Genomic DNA, 14,085 nt, shown 5'->3' on the forward strand with positions numbered 1-14,085 from the left:
GAGGAGGTAAAGAAACGTGGAAACTAAATTCTATAAACAGCGAAAAAATCGCTTGGTTGCAGGTGTTATTGCTGGTTTAGCAGATAAGTATGGTTGGGATCTTGCTCTAGCGCGTGTCTTAGCGGCTCTTCTTATTTACGGAACTGGTTTTGGAGTTTTGCTTTATATTTTGTTGGCCATCTTCTTACCTTACAAGGAAGACTTGCTTGAAGAACGTTATGGCCGAGGTCCTCGTCGTCGTAAAGACGCTGATGTCTTAAATGAAGAAGAAGATGGTTGGTTCTGGTAAATAATCAGTTAAAATGATAATTCATCACGTAAGAGCAACCATGTGATTAACTGATGATAATAAAATGTTTTGATATGTAAGTAAGCGAAGGGTCTTATCAACTATGATGAGGCTTTTTGCTTTTTGACTTAGTAAGATGATACCTTTTTAAACACCATAATAAGCACTAATTGCTCAATGATACTAGTAAAGTATTTGTTTGCCATTGTCTTATTTTTGACTCATATCTCTAAATGATAAAACCTAGTTTTTAATAGAGCTAAGACCATTTTTGGTGTCGTTGTTCTCATTTAGTAGTGAAAAAATGAGTATTTGCAAGGGTCTAACGGTCGATTTGTGTTATAATATTGAAAAAGGAGAAATTATGACCGTTACTGTAAAGATGCTAGTGCAAAAAGTTAAACTTGATGTGGTTTATGCTACAGATAACTTGCTGTCAAAAGAGATAACAACATCAGATATTTCACGTCCAGGTCTTGAAATGACTGGTTATTTTGATTATTATGCTCCAGAAAGGTTGCAGCTATTTGGAATGAAAGAGTGGTCTTATCTTACACAGATGACTTCTCACAACCGTTATTCTGTTTTAAAAGAGATGTTCAAAAAGGACACTCCTGCAGTGGTTGTCTCTAGAAATTTAGCCATTCCAAAAGAAATGGTTCAAGCTGCAAAAGAAGAAGGTATTTCACTTTTAAGTAGCCGTGTTTCAACTAGCCGCTTAGCTGGAGAAATGTCTTATTTTCTTGACGCTTCTTTAGCTGAACGTACTAGTGTTCACGGCGTTTTAATGGATATTTATGGTATGGGGGTTCTTATCCAAGGGGATTCTGGAATTGGTAAAAGTGAGACTGGTTTAGAATTAGTTAAGCGAGGGCATCGTTTGGTTGCAGATGACCGTGTGGATGTCTATGCCAAAGATGAAGAAACCCTTTGGGGAGAGCCAGCAGAGATCTTGCGCCACTTGCTTGAAATTCGTGGGGTAGGTATTATTGATGTGATGTCGCTTTATGGAGCTAGTGCTGTGAAGGACTCATCACAAGTTCAATTGGCCATTTACCTTGAAAACTTTGAGGCTGGTAAAGTTTTTGATCGTCTCGGAAACGGTAATGAGGAGATAACTTTCTCAGGAGTGAGAATCCCTCGTATTCGTATTCCGGTAAAAACAGGTCGAAATGTTTCAGTGGTTATTGAAGCCGCTGCGATGAATCATCGGGCTAAAGAAATGGGCTTTGATGCTACAAAAACTTTTGAAGATCGTTTAACTCAACTAATCACCAAAAATGAGGTGAGTCAATGATCAATCCCATTGCCTTAAAATGTGGTCCACTAGCCATCCACTGGTATGCTCTATGTATCTTGTCAGGACTTGTTTTGGCGGTTTACTTAGCATCAAAAGAAGCACCCAAAAAAGGAATATCATCTGATGCTATTTTCGATTTTATTCTGATTGCTTTTCCACTTGCTATTGTTGGTGCAAGAATTTACTATGTTATTTTTGAATGGTCTTATTATGTCAAGCATTTAGATGAAATCATAGCCATTTGGAATGGCGGTATTGCTATTTATGGCGGTCTCATTACAGGAGCTCTTGTACTTTTGGCTTACTGTTATAACAAGGTGCTCAATCCCATTCATTTTTTAGATATTGCCGCACCAAGTGTCATGGTCGCTCAAGCTATCGGTCGCTGGGGAAATTTTATCAACCAAGAAGCCTATGGTAAAGCTGTGAGCCAGTTAAATTACTTACCAAGCTTTATTCAAAAGCAAATGTTTATAGAGGGAAGTTACCGCATTCCGACCTTTCTCTATGAATCACTTTGGAATCTTTTGGGCTTTGTCATTATTATGATGTGGCGTCGTAAGCCAAAAAGTCTATTAGATGGAGAAATCTTTGCATTTTACTTAATTTGGTATGGTAGTGGAAGACTAGTCATTGAAGGTATGCGAACAGATAGTCTTATGTTTTTAGGTATTCGCATCTCCCAATATGTGTCTGCCTTATTAATTATTATTGGCTTAATCTTTGTTATAAAAAGACGTCGTCAAAAAGGAATTTCTTATTATCAAGAATAAGGATAGAAAAAGGAGAAACTTATGGACTTAGTTGGAATCTCACTGATGATTATTGCACTCGCATTTGTTGCTTTGGTGATTTTCTTGATTATTGTATTAAAGAAAGTCTCAGAAACAATTGATGAAGCCAAAAAAACGATTTCTGTATTGACAAGTGATGTTAATGTGACACTTCATCAAACTAATGATATTTTAGCAAAAGCTAATATCCTTGTTGAAGATGTTAATGGTAAAGTAGCAACCATCGATCCACTGTTTGTTGCTATTGCTGATTTGTCAGAAAGTCTTTCAGATTTAAATAGTCAAGCAAGGCATTTTGGGCAAAAAGCAACTAATGCTACAGGTAATGTTTCAAAAGCTGGAAAATTAGCATTAGTTGGTAAAGTAGCCTCAAAAGTATTTGGAAAAAAAGGAGAAAAGCATGAATAAAAGTTTCAAAAACTTAGTGATTGGAGCTGTTTCAGGAGTAGCGGCAGCTTACTTCTTATCAACAGAAAAAGGCAAGGCTTTGAAAAATCGTGCTGAAAAAGCTTATCAAGCCTACAAAGAAAGTCCAGATGATTACCACCAATTTGCTAAAGAAAAAGGTAGTGAATACAGCCATTTAGCACGTGACACTTTCTATGATGTGAAAGATAAGTTGGCTTCTGGTGACTTAACTAAAGAGGACATGTTAGACTTGCTCAAAGATAAAACAACAGCTTTCGTGCAAAAAACAAAAGAAACCCTTGCCGAAGTTGAAGCGAAAGAAAAGCAAGATGATGTTATCATTGATTTAAATGAAGAAGACATCATCATTGACTATACTGAACAAGATGAGCCTGTTAGTGATACACTAGATAAACACTAACTAAAACGACCTAAAACATAGAAGAAGAAAAGATTGAAGGATCTGATCACTAGTCCCGATGGTTAGTTTTAGGCTAACTGAAGAAGGGGGGGATTGTGGCTTCAATCTTTTTTTGTTTTTGACACAAAAAAAAGAGTCACGTAAAACGGACTCTGGAAGTTACATCAGTAATGATTTGATAACCTTGGCGAATAAGGAAGTAATGCCTAAGCTGATGATGCTTGCAAATAAGAAAGCAAACATTGGCGCTAAATTCATTACGAGCAGGACAAATGCAAATAAAACGGTAATAAGGCTGAAACTAGCGATACGAGCAAAGAAGACTAATTCTTTTAGCTTTGCACTTTGGCCATTGAACTCTTGAAAATCTCGAAATTTACTTTGAGATTCTTGGTAAGAATCATCCTGTTCAACCGAATTATGCTTCTTTAACGGTGCAGGCATAGTCCTCTCCTTTCCTTAACATACTAAGTAATTCTATCATAAAAGTCTCTTCTTGTCATCTTTTTTTAAAAGATTTGAAAAGATTTACTAATGACAAGTGACTTATCATGCTATAACAGTAAGGGGACTAGCTTAACGTTTGGGCTTTTGCAAGAAATATGCTTAAGGTCTTAAAATTTTTGGTATAATAAAGCTTATATGGAAAAAATAATTATTACAGCCACAGCTGAAAGCATTGAGCAAGTCAAAGCTTTATTAGCTGCTGGTGTTGATCGTATTTATGTTGGTGAAGCCAATTACGGGTTACGTCTTCCCCATAATTTTTCTTATGATGAATTGAGACAAATTGCCAAACTAGTGCATGATGCAGGCAAAGAGTTGACAGTAGCTTGCAATGCTTTGATGCATCAAGATATGATGGATCAGATCAAACCCTTTTTAGACTTAATGATAGAGATTGCTGTTGATTATCTTGTGGTTGGTGATGCAGGTGTGTTTTATGTCAATAAAAGGGATGGCTATAACTTTAAACTGATTTATGATACCTCTGTTTTTGTGACTTCTAGCCGTCAGGTAAATTTCTGGGGGCAACATGGTGCTGTTGAAAGTGTTTTAGCAAGGGAAATCCCATCAGCAGAGTTATTCACCTTAGCTGAAAATTTGGAATTTCCAGCAGAGGTGCTAGTTTACGGCGCCTCGGTGATTCATCACTCGAAACGTCCCTTGCTAGAAAATTATTACCATTTTACAAAGATTGATGATGAGGTTAGTCGTGAACGAGGACTTTTCTTGGCAGAACCAGGAGATGCTAGCAGCCATTACTCCATTTATGAAGACAATCATGGCACTCATATTTTCATTAATAACGATATCGACATGATGTCTAAATTGGGTGAGCTGTATGCGCATGGCTTAACTCATTGGAAGCTAGATGGCATTTACTGTCCAGGTGATGATTTTGTCGCTATTACTAAATTGTTTATTCAGGCTAAAACCTTATTAGAAGCTGGGCAATTTACCCAAGAAGAAGCTGAAAAGCTTGATCAAGCAGTGCATGCCCATCATCCAGCTGGCCGTGGATTAGATACTGGCTTTTATGAGTTCGATCCAAAAACCGTTAAATAAGTAATCCTTGTCTTGAGTGAGTGGGCAAGACAGGGTTATGACACCATTACACAGGTAATCTACCTATCTTGAAAATAGAAAGAATATCACATGTCACATATGAAAAAACGTCCCGAGGTCTTATCACCTGCTGGAACACTTGAAAAATTAAAAGTTGCGATTGACTATGGCGCAGATGCTGTTTTTGTTGGAGGGCAGGCCTATGGCCTAAGAAGCCGCGCTGGTAACTTCTCTATGGAAGAATTGCAAGAAGGCATTGATTATGCACATGCGCGTGGAGCTAAGGTCTATGTTGCTGCTAACATGGTTACCCACGAAGGGAACGAAATTGGTGCGGGCGAGTGGTTTCGTCAACTGCGTGATATGGGGCTTGATGCGGTCATTGTTTCAGATCCAGCCTTGATTGTTATTTGTTCAACAGAAGCCCCAGGTTTGGAAATTCATTTGTCAACGCAAGCTTCATCTACCAATTACGAGACCTTTGAATTTTGGAAAGCCATGGGCTTGACCCGAGTTGTTTTAGCTCGCGAGGTTAATATGGCCGAGTTAGCAGAAATCCGCAAGCGGACAGATGTGGAAATTGAAGCCTTTGTCCATGGAGCCATGTGTATCTCTTATTCAGGCCGCTGTGTTTTGTCAAACCACATGAGTCACCGTGATGCCAACAGGGGCGGCTGCTCACAGTCTTGCCGCTGGAAGTATGATTTGTATGACATGCCATTTGGAGGAGAGCGCCGCTCCTTAAAAGGGGAAATTCCAGAAGACTATTCTATGTCCTCTGTTGACATGTGTATGATTGACCATATTCCTGACCTGATTGAAAATGGGGTTGATAGCTTAAAAATTGAAGGCCGAATGAAATCTATCCACTACGTCTCAACCGTAACCAACTGTTACAAGGCGGCTGTAGATGCTTACATGGAAAGCCCAGAAGCTTTTTATGCTATCAAAGAGGAATTGATTGACGAGTTGTGGAAGGTTGCCCAGCGCGAGTTGGCTACAGGTTTTTACTATGGTATCCCAACTGAAAATGAACAATTATTTGGTGCTCGCCGCAAAATTCCACAATATAAATTTGTCGGAGAAGTAGTTGCCTTTGACTCAGCTAGCATGACAGCGACCATTCGTCAGCGTAATGTCATCATGGAAGGCGATCGGATTGAATGTTATGGACCAGGTTTCCGTCATTTTGAAACGGTTGTTAAGGACTTACATGATGCGGATGGCCAAAAGATTGACCGTGCCCCAAATCCAATGGAACTCTTAACCATCTCTTTACCGAGAGAAGTTAAGCCAGGGGATATGATTAGGGCTTGCAAGGAAGGTCTGGTTAACCTCTATCAAAAAGATGGCACCAGTAAAACTGTTAGAACATAGTAACAAGAAATACTAGAGGCCCTCTTTTTCCAAATGGTATACGACCATAGTTGGGAAAAGAGAGCCTGTTTTTTTTGAAAATTGGATATCACAATAGCTTATTTTCTCAAAACTTGATAGAATAATAGGAGAATGAGTCATAAAAAAAGTGAAAAAAAGATGATTTTTTCCACTTTAATTTCGAATAGTATAGATGAGGAGGAAAACTAATGGCAGAATTTACATTCAACATTGAGGAACATTTACTCACCTTATCAGAAAATGATAAAGGTTGGACGAAAGAATTGAACCGCGTCAGCTTTAATGGCGCAGAAGCGAAATGGGATATCCGCACGTGGAGTCCAGACCATACGAAAATGGGGAAAGGCATTACTCTTACTAATGAAGAATTTAAAACCATCTTAGACGCTTTTCGTAAGTAATGTTACCTTAATCGAAACATAATCCCTCGTTCGCCCCTGTCCTTTTAACCTGGTGATGACATCGCTAGGTTAAAAGGACAGGGGCGAATAGAAGGATTATTTTTTTGAATTGAGGCGATCAGCAAGGCCGACAAGTACCAAAATTAAGCCTAGCCCAAGAAAAATCCATTTGGCAGCTAAAAGGCCATAAAGCAAGAAGATAGCAGCACTAATGTAGGAGATATATTCTTTGGTCATCTTGTTAAGTCACTTTCTATAAGCTACTGTTAATAAACCAGTCTTCATGGTAATGAAGACTGGTTAGAGATAATAAAACGTTATGTTATATTGCCACTTATCGGTTTTAAGATATGAATACAAATCTTAAAAAAGTTAAGGTTTCATCGTTGGGAATAAAAGCACATCTCTGATTGTTGTTGTGTTTGTTAATAACATGCAAAGACGATCAATCCCGATTCCGAGTCCACCGGTTGGCGGCATACCATATTCAAGAGCTTCAACGAAGTCGTAGTCAATGCCAGTTGCTTCGTCATCACCAAGTTCTTTAGCTTGTGCTTGTGCTTCAAAACGAGATAATTGGTCAATGGGATCATTCAACTCTGTGAAAGCATTGGCGTATTCTTTGGTCATGATGAAAAGTTCGAAGCGGTCGGTGAAGCGGGTATCTTCTGGATTCTTCTTAGCCAAAGGCGATACTTCAACAGGATGACCAAACACAAAGGTTGGTTGGACCAAGGTTTCTTCAACAAATTCCTCGAAGAAAGCGTTGATGATATGTCCGACACTTGTGAAGTGTTTTTCGAGTGGGACCTGTTTTTCTTTGGCAAGTGCAATAGCTTCTTCGACAGTCATTTCAGGCCAGAAATCAGCACCTGTCACTTCCTTGATAGCATCTACCATGTGAACACGTTTGAAAGGTTCATTGATACGGATTTCAGTTCCTTGATAATCAATAGGGCCATCACCTCTAACAGCTTTAGCAGCATGTTGGATAATGCCTTCTGTCAGGTTCATGATATCAAGATAGTCTGCATAGGCTTGGTAAACCTCAATAGAAGTGAACTCAGGATTATGAGTAGCATCCATTCCCTCGTTACGGAAGATACGACCAATTTCATAGACACGTTCCATACCACCAACAATCAAACGTTTCAAATGAAGTTCTGTTGCGATACGAAGCACCATATCAATGTTTTGAGCATTATGGTGAGTAACGAAAGGACGAGCAGCAGCACCACCAGCCTCGTTATGAAGCACAGGCGTTTCTACTTCTAGGAAATCAAGACCGTCTAAATAACGACGGATTTCTGAAATCATTTTGGAACGGGTCACGAAGCGGTCAAAGCTTTCACGATTTGAAATTAAATCAAGGTGACGCTTACGGTAAATGGTTTCAATATCAGTTAATCCGTGGAATTTTTCAGGAAGAGGACGAAGTGATTTAGAAAGGTGAGTCAACTTGGTTGCCTTGATTGACAACTCGCCCATGTCTGTACGCATGACTTCGCCTTCAACGCCGATAAAGTCGCCTAAATCGGCTTTTTTGAAGATTTCATAGTTGTCTTCGCCAACAGAGTCCTTGCGAACATAAAGTTGGATTTGGCCTTCACGGTCTTGAAGATGAGCAAAACCAACCTTACCTTTGCCACGTTTTGTCATCAAGCGGCCAGCAACAATAGCTGTTTCGTTTAACTCATGTAATTCTTCTTTTGTTTTATCAGCATACTTTTCTTTTAATTCAGCAGAATTGGCTGTGCGGTCAAAGCGTTTACCGAAAGGATCAATTCCTTGTTCAGCCAGCGCCGTCATTTTTTCACGACGGACAATCTGTTGGTCATTTAATTCTTCGATGTGTTGATTAGACATATTTTCCTCCAATACGATTTCCTTTCCATTGTATCATAAAAGGGGCTAGAATACACCTATATTTCGTTGGAAAATGCGACTGCAGCGGGGCATTTTTTTGAAAATGAAATTGAAAAGCCTAATGGAAAATAGTATAATGATTGGGATATTAAACTAGAAAAGAAAAGAGACTCATGATTACTGCTATTGTTTTTGATGTGGATGACACAATTTACGACCAGCAAGCGCCTTATCGAATCGCCATGGAAAAGTGCTTCCCAGATTTTGATATGTCAGTAATGAATCAAGCTTATATTCGCTTTCGTCACTATTCAGATGTTGGATTCCCAAGAGTAATGGCAGGGGAGTGGACCACAGAATATTTCCGATTCTGGCGTTGCAAGGAAACACTGCTTGAGTTTGGCTATCGAGAAATCGACGAAGCTGCGGGAGTACATTTTCAAGAAGTCTATGAGCACGAACTTGAGAACATTACCATGTTAGATGAGATGCGCATGACCCTTGACTTTTTAAAATCAAAGAATGTTCCTATGGGGATTATTACCAATGGGCCAACAGAACATCAGCTGAAAAAAGTTCGTAAATTAGGGCTTTATGATTATATTGATCCTAAGCGTGTCATTGTGAGCCAAGCAACAGGCTTTCAAAAACCAGAAAAAGAAATTTTTAACCTGGCAGCAGAACAATTTGACATGAACCCACAAACCACACTATATGTTGGGGACTCTTATGACAATGATATCATGGGTGCCTTTAATGGTGGTTGGCATTCCATGTGGTTTAATCATAGAGGTCGTCAGCTAAAACCAGGCACTAAGCCTGTTTATGATGTGGCTATTGATAACTTTGAACAGCTCTTTGGTGCCGTTAAAGTACTCTTTGATTTACCTGATAATAAATTTATTTTTGATGTCAATGACAAGAAAAATCCAATTTTACAGATGGGAATCAATAATGGCTTGATGATGGCAGCAGAGCGTTTACTTGAAAGCAACATGAGCATTGACAAGGTGGTTATCTTGCTTCGGTTAACCAAGCAACAAGAAAAAGTTTTGCGCTTAAAATATGCCAGATAGATGAAACCATAATAGCCCACTAGATAATAATAAAAAAAGCTAGCAAAGTGAGTGTCTTGTCAGTAAGAGATCAATGTGTTAGCTTTTTTTATTATTTTCTAGTGGTTTTACACCTCTAGAAAAGATTTATCATTCCAAATTAAACAGTCATAAGTTAAATAATCTTTAGTTTCAAGAATAGTAAGACTGGCATTATCTAAGCCACCTTTAGCGAGTAAAAGAGCAGGTTCAAAACCTAATAATGAGCGAATAGTTGCTGTTAAGTTAGCGCCGTGTCCTACAATAAGAACGTTTTGATAATGTTTATCTTTAAACGATTGGATAAGATGGCAGACACGTTGAGTCGTTTGGTAAATTGATTCAGCCTCGAACTGATCTGGTTTGAACTGGGCTAGATTCTCTCGAAAAGCCAGCATTTGTTGGGGATATATAGCTGCCATTGTTGCTATTTTAGCCCCTTCCAATTTACCTAATCTCCACTCCCGAAGCTGGTCGGTGTGGTAAAGTTTTGGCTGTTGGTCAAAAGCATCTAAGATAATAGCTGCTGTTGCCATAGCTCTTTGAAGGTCGCTAGTATAAACGGCATCAAAAGCCACCTTAGCTAACTCTTTGCCAAGTAAGTGAATTTCGTCTTTTGCCTCTTCAAGTAATGGCGAATCGCCCCCAGCGCCTTGAAAGCGACCTTCTAAATTCCAAAGGGTTTTCCCATGTCTTACAAAATATAATTTCATTTAAGCCTCCTTTTAGAGATAACTGATGCGAGCGCTAAAAATAAAAAAGTAACCAGAAAAAGTTTAGGCATCACCAAGCAAAAATAATACCTATAGTGAAAAGATAAAGTAAAAAAGCGTAGTATAAGTGTATAATAGCTAGGTTCTGATTAAAGTGTAAAGCCCATATTAGATCTAAGACAAATCGACCTGAATTTGTCGTGATATCAAGTCTCTACAAAAGAAAAAGATTAACAGGATCAATGTTAAAGCAGTTGAGATCAAAATAATACTAAACAAAGACTAGCTTAATCAAGGCGAAAAACTTAAAAAAGAAACCAGATAAAGTTGGCAGTAGTGTTCATTTTCTCTTCTTTAAATCAGCAAAGCTTGCGCCAACGAAATCAGCTAGAGCCTGGCTAGAAATCTTTATAGAACGCCCAACTTCACCAGCTGAAACGATTATTTGACCTTTTTCCAGTGCAGTTTGGTCAATAAAAATAGGATATGAATGTTTTTGACGAATCCCAACAGGATTATTGGCACCGTGAATATAGCCTGTTGTCTTTTGCAAGTCTTTTTGAGGAACCATGGACACTTTTTTGTTACCTGATACTTTTGCCAATTGTTTTTCTGATAAGTGTTCTGTTAATGGAATAATGCCAATTAGAGGACCTGTTTGATCACCAGTCAGAGCAAGTGTCTTGTAAATATCTGATGGTTGAAGATCATCTGGAAAGTCGCCTTCTAAAGCATTAAGCTTGAGTCCTTGATGAGCAATATTAGCCTTATCGAGGATTTGTTCTACTAAGGTTTTTTTGAGTTTTGTTTTTTTAGCCATATCAAGTCCTTACCTTTATCTAAACATAAAAAAATGGTATAACAACATTATTATACCATTTTTTTAATGTAAGATTCAAATGACTAAAAATTAGTCTTTGGGATCAAATAATTGAGGATGAATTGGTAAAGCAATCATTAACGCTAAACATGTTATTAAAAAAGTTAGGACACCAGCTGTACCATTAACGCTAAAAGAATACCAGACAGCGGACATGCCTTTAGGGGCGTAACTGCCCCAGAAAATGATTCCTGCAAGGAAGTGCCACAAGTAACGTACTGTAACGGCTAGTAAACTAGCCATTATTGCAAGAAAAACGGCAAAAAAGGTTTGTTGTCTTCTTAAAGTTTTAATCAAACTATCAGAGAAACTACCGGCTAATCCCATAGAGGTAAAGGCTAAGATATATTCAATAAAGACTTGGGACATGCTGAGATAGTAAACTTTTCCAAGTACAAAGTGAAGTAGCCCCCAAATGAGACCCGCCAACATGCCGTACTTTAACCCACGGCGCAAAGAGAAAATAACCAGTGCAATAGCACCATAAGAAGGACTAAACCAGCCAGCAAAATCTGGAATAAATGAAAGGGTCATCGCCAATGCAGCAAAAATAGCAGCTTCGATAAGGTATTTGACATTGGTGTTTGGTGACATAAAAAACTCCTTTTGTGCACAAAAAGAGTATCGCTTTCCAATCATTGATTATTGGTCACAATCCCTACGCTTGTACTAACAAGATCAGGTCCTCAGGATTTCGCAATTGCGATCTCAGCCAAAGCACTCCTTTGTGAAATATTATAGTGCTTTCATTATATGATGAGATAATCTCCTTGTCAAGGATAAGGGGTTTTAAATTATTGACCTAGAGTTTTTCCTGGTAAGATGTAAACTATAAAAAAAGATTAGCCATGATGCTAACCTCTTAATTGTTGGAGTTGCCAAATAACTTCTCAAACGTTTTTTTAGTGTCTTTTGTTACGGCAATTTGATTTAAATCTAAAGCATTGTTAAAACCACTGAGATAACCTTGTGAGGTGTATTGGTGTAAATCGTAATCTAAGGTTGTATTAGGAGCAGCCTCATAATAGCCAGAATCACTACCATAAGTCGGAATCCATACAGAATCGAAACCTTTTGTTGAAATATCTTGTTCTGCCATAAAATAAGTTCCAATATAGAGACCAACATTTTCAGCACCAAGTTTTTTAAGCTCTTCTCGGAAGGCTGTTACGCCTTTATTCATATCTTTCATAGTGGCTTCTTCGACATCAATCCAGTAGTAAGTTGGATTATAGGGAGCAGCGTTTTTGTAGAAAGCTCGGGCCTCTTCTTTCATCTCTTTAGTACTACGACCAAGTGCGTAACTGTAAACAGCTACAGGAACATTTCGTTTTTGAAATTCTTTGATATGCGTTTTAAAAGATTTGTCAATTCCAGTTGTAAAAGCAGCGTTGTTATGAGCTGTAATTTGCGATCCTCCATAGACACGTACAATTGCGCCAGAGATGTGACGTGACAATGTGTCATAATCAATTTCTTCAGGGAGTTGCCAGCCGGAAACATCAACAATAGGATTTAAAATAAAGTCTTCGGTTTCAGAAGTGCTAGTTTTTGCTTTACTAGGATTACTGGTTGCAATAGGAATATGACTCTTAGCGTCTTCAACTTCTTTTTGTTTCGCATGATTAGCTTGTCTTTTTCCGATAATCAATACCATTGCCAGTAAAATAAAGAAGACTAGCACAACAATAGGTTTTATTTTTCTTCTCATTAACTGTTATTGTACCCTAATTACTAAAAAAAATCAAAATATCCTAACTGTTTTCTTATATTATCTTGCATTTTAAGGTATTCTCTTTGAGAAGTTACAAATGAGATCCTCTCTAACTATGTCAAGTTTATGTCACTATCTCTTATAGTTGGTAGCTATATTCTTTACAATATTAGTTTAGTCTTTGACTATATCATGACAGTCAGCAAGTACTGTTTTGTTATTTAATTCTCATGTTATTATCATTTGATAAATAAGTGAGCTCCAAACTGGTAAACGCTCTGTAAATCTGTCATAATAGAGAAAAAAACGAGGAAGAAGTTTATGTCAGCTAAGCTTATGAGTCGCATTGCTATCATGTCAGCCCTATGTGTTGTGTTGAGAATGGTTTTTAGCAGCCTGCCTAACGTGCAGCCTGTGACGGCATTTTTACTCAGTTATCTTCTTTACTTTGGGTTAGCCGAGGCTGTATTAGTTATGATGTTGTGCTTGTTTTTATCAGCCTTTTTGCTGGGATTTGGCCCTTGGGTCTTTTGGCAAGTTACTTGTTTTGTGCTTGTTCTTTTATTATGGCGTTTTGTCTTGTACCCTTTGTCTCAGCAATTCCCCAAATATCAGCTTGGCTGTCAGGCTTTCTTGGTCGCCTTATGTGGCCTCCTTTATGGGGTGTTGATAGATACTTGTTTTGCGTATTTGTATAGTATGCCTTGGTGGAGCTATGTTCTAGCTGGGATGCCTTTTAATATAGCGCATGCTTTATCAACTCTCGTCTTTTTTCCAGTTGTGATGATGTTATTTAGGAGGTTAATCGGTGAACAAAAGATTTAAAACAGGATTTCTAGCGCTTGTTGCTATGCTACTTGTTGCTTGCTCGCAAGGAACAAAACAAATACAGACGACTCCAAGCGTTCCAAAAGCAGACCATCACGTTCGCTTAGTTGTCAAAGAAGATACCAATACTGTTGACGAAAAAGTTTCTTTTGGAAAAGGAGATACGGTGCTTGAGGTTCTCAAAGATAATTATGAGGTTAAAGAAAAAGATGGTTTTATCACAGCAATTGATGGTATCGAGCAAGACACGAAAGCTAACAAATACTGGCTTTTTAAGGTGAATGGAAAGATGGCAGATAAGGGTGCCGATCAAATTACCGTTAAAGATGGTGATAGCATTGAATTTTATCAAGAAGTTTTTAATTAGTAACTATAATATAAAATAGACTTGGCACGCCAAGTCTATTTTA

At 38.2% G+C, this 14,085-nt stretch carries 18 protein-coding genes and 1 riboswitch; of the genes, 11 read left to right on the forward strand and 7 right to left on the reverse strand.

Annotated elements, in window-relative coordinates; all coding sequences use genetic code 11:
* Positions 1-16: 16 nt before the first annotated feature.
* The 5 genes from B6D67_RS02570 (at position 17) to B6D67_RS02590 (ending at position 3,212) form a co-directional block, all read left to right on the forward strand.
* The gene (locus B6D67_RS02570) at positions 17-289 is read left to right on the forward strand and encodes a PspC domain-containing protein (RefSeq protein ID WP_002985568.1); all 273 of its coding nucleotides are present in this window, start codon (positions 17-19) and stop codon (positions 287-289) included.
* 364 nt (positions 290-653) lie between these two features.
* Positions 654-1,586 carry an HPr(Ser) kinase/phosphatase gene (gene hprK / locus B6D67_RS02575; protein ID WP_002990580.1) on the forward strand — a complete coding sequence of 311 codons (933 nt, stop codon included), beginning with the start codon at positions 654-656 and terminating at the stop codon, positions 1,584-1,586.
* Positions 1,583-2,362: a prolipoprotein diacylglyceryl transferase gene (lgt, locus tag B6D67_RS02580; RefSeq protein WP_002990577.1), complete on the forward strand. Its 780-nt coding sequence runs from the start codon at positions 1,583-1,585 to the stop codon at positions 2,360-2,362. The genes hprK and lgt overlap by 4 nt, the downstream gene beginning before the upstream one ends.
* 21 nt (positions 2,363-2,383) lie before the next feature.
* The gene (locus tag B6D67_RS02585; RefSeq protein WP_002985561.1) at positions 2,384-2,791 is read left to right on the forward strand and encodes a DUF948 domain-containing protein; all 408 of its coding nucleotides are present in this window, start codon (positions 2,384-2,386) and stop codon (positions 2,789-2,791) included.
* Positions 2,784-3,212, forward strand: coding sequence for a YtxH domain-containing protein (locus B6D67_RS02590; protein ID WP_002990572.1), 429 nt, complete (start codon positions 2,784-2,786; stop codon positions 3,210-3,212). Before B6D67_RS02585 ends, B6D67_RS02590 begins: the two co-directional genes overlap by 8 nt.
* A gap of 159 nt (positions 3,213-3,371) precedes the next feature.
* Here the strand turns inward: B6D67_RS02590 and B6D67_RS02595 are convergent, their stop codons facing one another.
* Positions 3,372-3,656 (reverse strand): DUF3270 domain-containing protein, encoded by a 285-nt coding sequence (locus B6D67_RS02595; RefSeq protein ID WP_010922021.1) that lies wholly within the window; start codon positions 3,654-3,656, stop codon positions 3,372-3,374.
* 198 nt (positions 3,657-3,854) lie between these two features.
* Between B6D67_RS02595 and B6D67_RS02600 the strand changes: the two genes are divergently transcribed.
* From B6D67_RS02600 to B6D67_RS02610, 3 genes are all read left to right on the forward strand, one after another.
* Positions 3,855-4,781 (forward strand): peptidase U32 family protein, encoded by a 927-nt coding sequence (locus B6D67_RS02600; protein ID WP_002990568.1) that lies wholly within the window; start codon positions 3,855-3,857, stop codon positions 4,779-4,781.
* A gap of 90 nt (positions 4,782-4,871) precedes the next feature.
* The gene (locus tag B6D67_RS02605) at positions 4,872-6,158 is read left to right on the forward strand and encodes a peptidase U32 family protein (protein ID WP_002990566.1); all 1,287 of its coding nucleotides are present in this window, start codon (positions 4,872-4,874) and stop codon (positions 6,156-6,158) included.
* A 209-nt stretch (positions 6,159-6,367) separates the two neighbouring features.
* On the forward strand, positions 6,368-6,580 hold the full coding sequence (locus tag B6D67_RS02610) for a YdbC family protein (RefSeq protein ID WP_002985548.1): 213 nt from the start codon (positions 6,368-6,370) through the stop codon (positions 6,578-6,580).
* A gap of 96 nt (positions 6,581-6,676) precedes the next feature.
* Here B6D67_RS02610 and B6D67_RS10190 read toward each other — a convergent pair whose 3' ends face one another.
* Positions 6,677-6,817, reverse strand: a complete 141-nt coding sequence (locus B6D67_RS10190) for a hypothetical protein (RefSeq protein WP_011284615.1) — start codon at positions 6,815-6,817, stop codon at positions 6,677-6,679.
* 135 nt (positions 6,818-6,952) lie between these two features.
* Positions 6,953-8,446: a lysine--tRNA ligase gene (lysS, locus tag B6D67_RS02615; RefSeq protein ID WP_029714033.1), complete on the reverse strand. Its 1,494-nt coding sequence runs from the start codon at positions 8,444-8,446 to the stop codon at positions 6,953-6,955.
* Positions 8,447-8,619: 173 nt separating this feature from the next.
* Between lysS and B6D67_RS02620 the strand changes: the two genes are divergently transcribed.
* Positions 8,620-9,522, forward strand: a complete 903-nt coding sequence (locus tag B6D67_RS02620) for an HAD family hydrolase (protein ID WP_011284617.1) — start codon at positions 8,620-8,622, stop codon at positions 9,520-9,522.
* A gap of 107 nt (positions 9,523-9,629) precedes the next feature.
* Here B6D67_RS02620 and B6D67_RS02625 read toward each other — a convergent pair whose 3' ends face one another.
* The 4 genes from B6D67_RS02625 to B6D67_RS02640 all read right to left on the reverse strand — a co-directional run bounded on the left by B6D67_RS02625 (position 9,630) and on the right by B6D67_RS02640 (position 12,844).
* The gene (locus tag B6D67_RS02625) at positions 9,630-10,253 is read right to left on the reverse strand and encodes a histidine phosphatase family protein (RefSeq protein ID WP_009880881.1); all 624 of its coding nucleotides are present in this window, start codon (positions 10,251-10,253) and stop codon (positions 9,630-9,632) included.
* A gap of 340 nt (positions 10,254-10,593) precedes the next feature.
* Positions 10,594-11,073 (reverse strand): aminoacyl-tRNA deacylase, encoded by a 480-nt coding sequence (locus tag B6D67_RS02630; protein ID WP_002990557.1) that lies wholly within the window; start codon positions 11,071-11,073, stop codon positions 10,594-10,596.
* Positions 11,074-11,163: 90 nt separating this feature from the next.
* Complete coding sequence (gene thiT, locus B6D67_RS02635; protein ID WP_002990555.1) at positions 11,164-11,727, reverse strand: energy-coupled thiamine transporter ThiT; 564 nt, start codon at positions 11,725-11,727, stop codon at positions 11,164-11,166.
* A gap of 44 nt (positions 11,728-11,771) precedes the next feature.
* A riboswitch (TPP riboswitch) is annotated at positions 11,772-11,868 on the reverse strand.
* A 127-nt stretch (positions 11,869-11,995) separates the two neighbouring features.
* Entirely contained in the window at positions 11,996-12,844 is an 849-nt protein-coding gene (locus B6D67_RS02640) for a glycoside hydrolase family 25 protein (protein WP_029714036.1), read from the reverse strand.
* A gap of 324 nt (positions 12,845-13,168) precedes the next feature.
* Here B6D67_RS02640 and B6D67_RS02645 point away from each other — a divergent pair, with 324 nt between their 5' ends.
* Together B6D67_RS02645 and B6D67_RS02650 are read left to right on the forward strand one after the other, a co-directional pair.
* Positions 13,169-13,672 carry an ECF transporter S component gene (locus B6D67_RS02645; RefSeq protein WP_010922026.1) on the forward strand — a complete coding sequence of 168 codons (504 nt, stop codon included), beginning with the start codon at positions 13,169-13,171 and terminating at the stop codon, positions 13,670-13,672.
* Entirely contained in the window at positions 13,656-14,042 is a 387-nt protein-coding gene (locus tag B6D67_RS02650; RefSeq protein ID WP_010922027.1) for a DUF4430 domain-containing protein, read from the forward strand. Before B6D67_RS02645 ends, B6D67_RS02650 begins: the two co-directional genes overlap by 17 nt.
* Positions 14,043-14,085 lie beyond the last annotated feature (43 nt).

The sequence above is a fragment of the Streptococcus pyogenes genome, from assembly GCF_002055535.1.
Classification (GTDB): domain Bacteria; phylum Bacillota; class Bacilli; order Lactobacillales; family Streptococcaceae; genus Streptococcus; species Streptococcus pyogenes.

What these genes read in the sequence shown, in the direction of transcription:
- B6D67_RS02595 (WP_010922021.1), bottom strand. Translation starts at nt 3,656, where the DNA reads ATGCCTGCACCGTTAAAGAAGCATAATTCGGTTGAACAGGATGATTCT.
- B6D67_RS10190 (WP_011284615.1), bottom strand. Translation starts at nt 6,817, where the DNA reads ATGACCAAAGAATATATCTCCTACATTAGTGCTGCTATCTTCTTGCTT.
- lgt (WP_002990577.1), top strand. Translation starts at nt 1,583, where the DNA reads ATGATCAATCCCATTGCCTTAAAATGTGGTCCACTAGCCATCCACTGG.
- B6D67_RS02640 (WP_029714036.1), bottom strand. Translation starts at nt 12,844, where the DNA reads ATGAGAAGAAAAATAAAACCTATTGTTGTGCTAGTCTTCTTTATTTTA.
- B6D67_RS02600 (WP_002990568.1), top strand. Translation starts at nt 3,855, where the DNA reads ATGGAAAAAATAATTATTACAGCCACAGCTGAAAGCATTGAGCAAGTC.
- B6D67_RS02605 (WP_002990566.1), top strand. Translation starts at nt 4,872, where the DNA reads ATGTCACATATGAAAAAACGTCCCGAGGTCTTATCACCTGCTGGAACA.
- B6D67_RS02645 (WP_010922026.1), top strand. Translation starts at nt 13,169, where the DNA reads ATGTCAGCTAAGCTTATGAGTCGCATTGCTATCATGTCAGCCCTATGT.
- thiT (WP_002990555.1), bottom strand. Translation starts at nt 11,727, where the DNA reads ATGTCACCAAACACCAATGTCAAATACCTTATCGAAGCTGCTATTTTT.
- B6D67_RS02630 (WP_002990557.1), bottom strand. Translation starts at nt 11,073, where the DNA reads ATGGCTAAAAAAACAAAACTCAAAAAAACCTTAGTAGAACAAATCCTC.
- B6D67_RS02625 (WP_009880881.1), bottom strand. Translation starts at nt 10,253, where the DNA reads ATGAAATTATATTTTGTAAGACATGGGAAAACCCTTTGGAATTTAGAA.
- B6D67_RS02620 (WP_011284617.1), top strand. Translation starts at nt 8,620, where the DNA reads ATGATTACTGCTATTGTTTTTGATGTGGATGACACAATTTACGACCAG.
- hprK (WP_002990580.1), top strand. Translation starts at nt 654, where the DNA reads ATGACCGTTACTGTAAAGATGCTAGTGCAAAAAGTTAAACTTGATGTG.
- B6D67_RS02610 (WP_002985548.1), top strand. Translation starts at nt 6,368, where the DNA reads ATGGCAGAATTTACATTCAACATTGAGGAACATTTACTCACCTTATCA.
- B6D67_RS02585 (WP_002985561.1), top strand. Translation starts at nt 2,384, where the DNA reads ATGGACTTAGTTGGAATCTCACTGATGATTATTGCACTCGCATTTGTT.
- lysS (WP_029714033.1), bottom strand. Translation starts at nt 8,446, where the DNA reads ATGTCTAATCAACACATCGAAGAATTAAATGACCAACAGATTGTCCGT.
- B6D67_RS02590 (WP_002990572.1), top strand. Translation starts at nt 2,784, where the DNA reads ATGAATAAAAGTTTCAAAAACTTAGTGATTGGAGCTGTTTCAGGAGTA.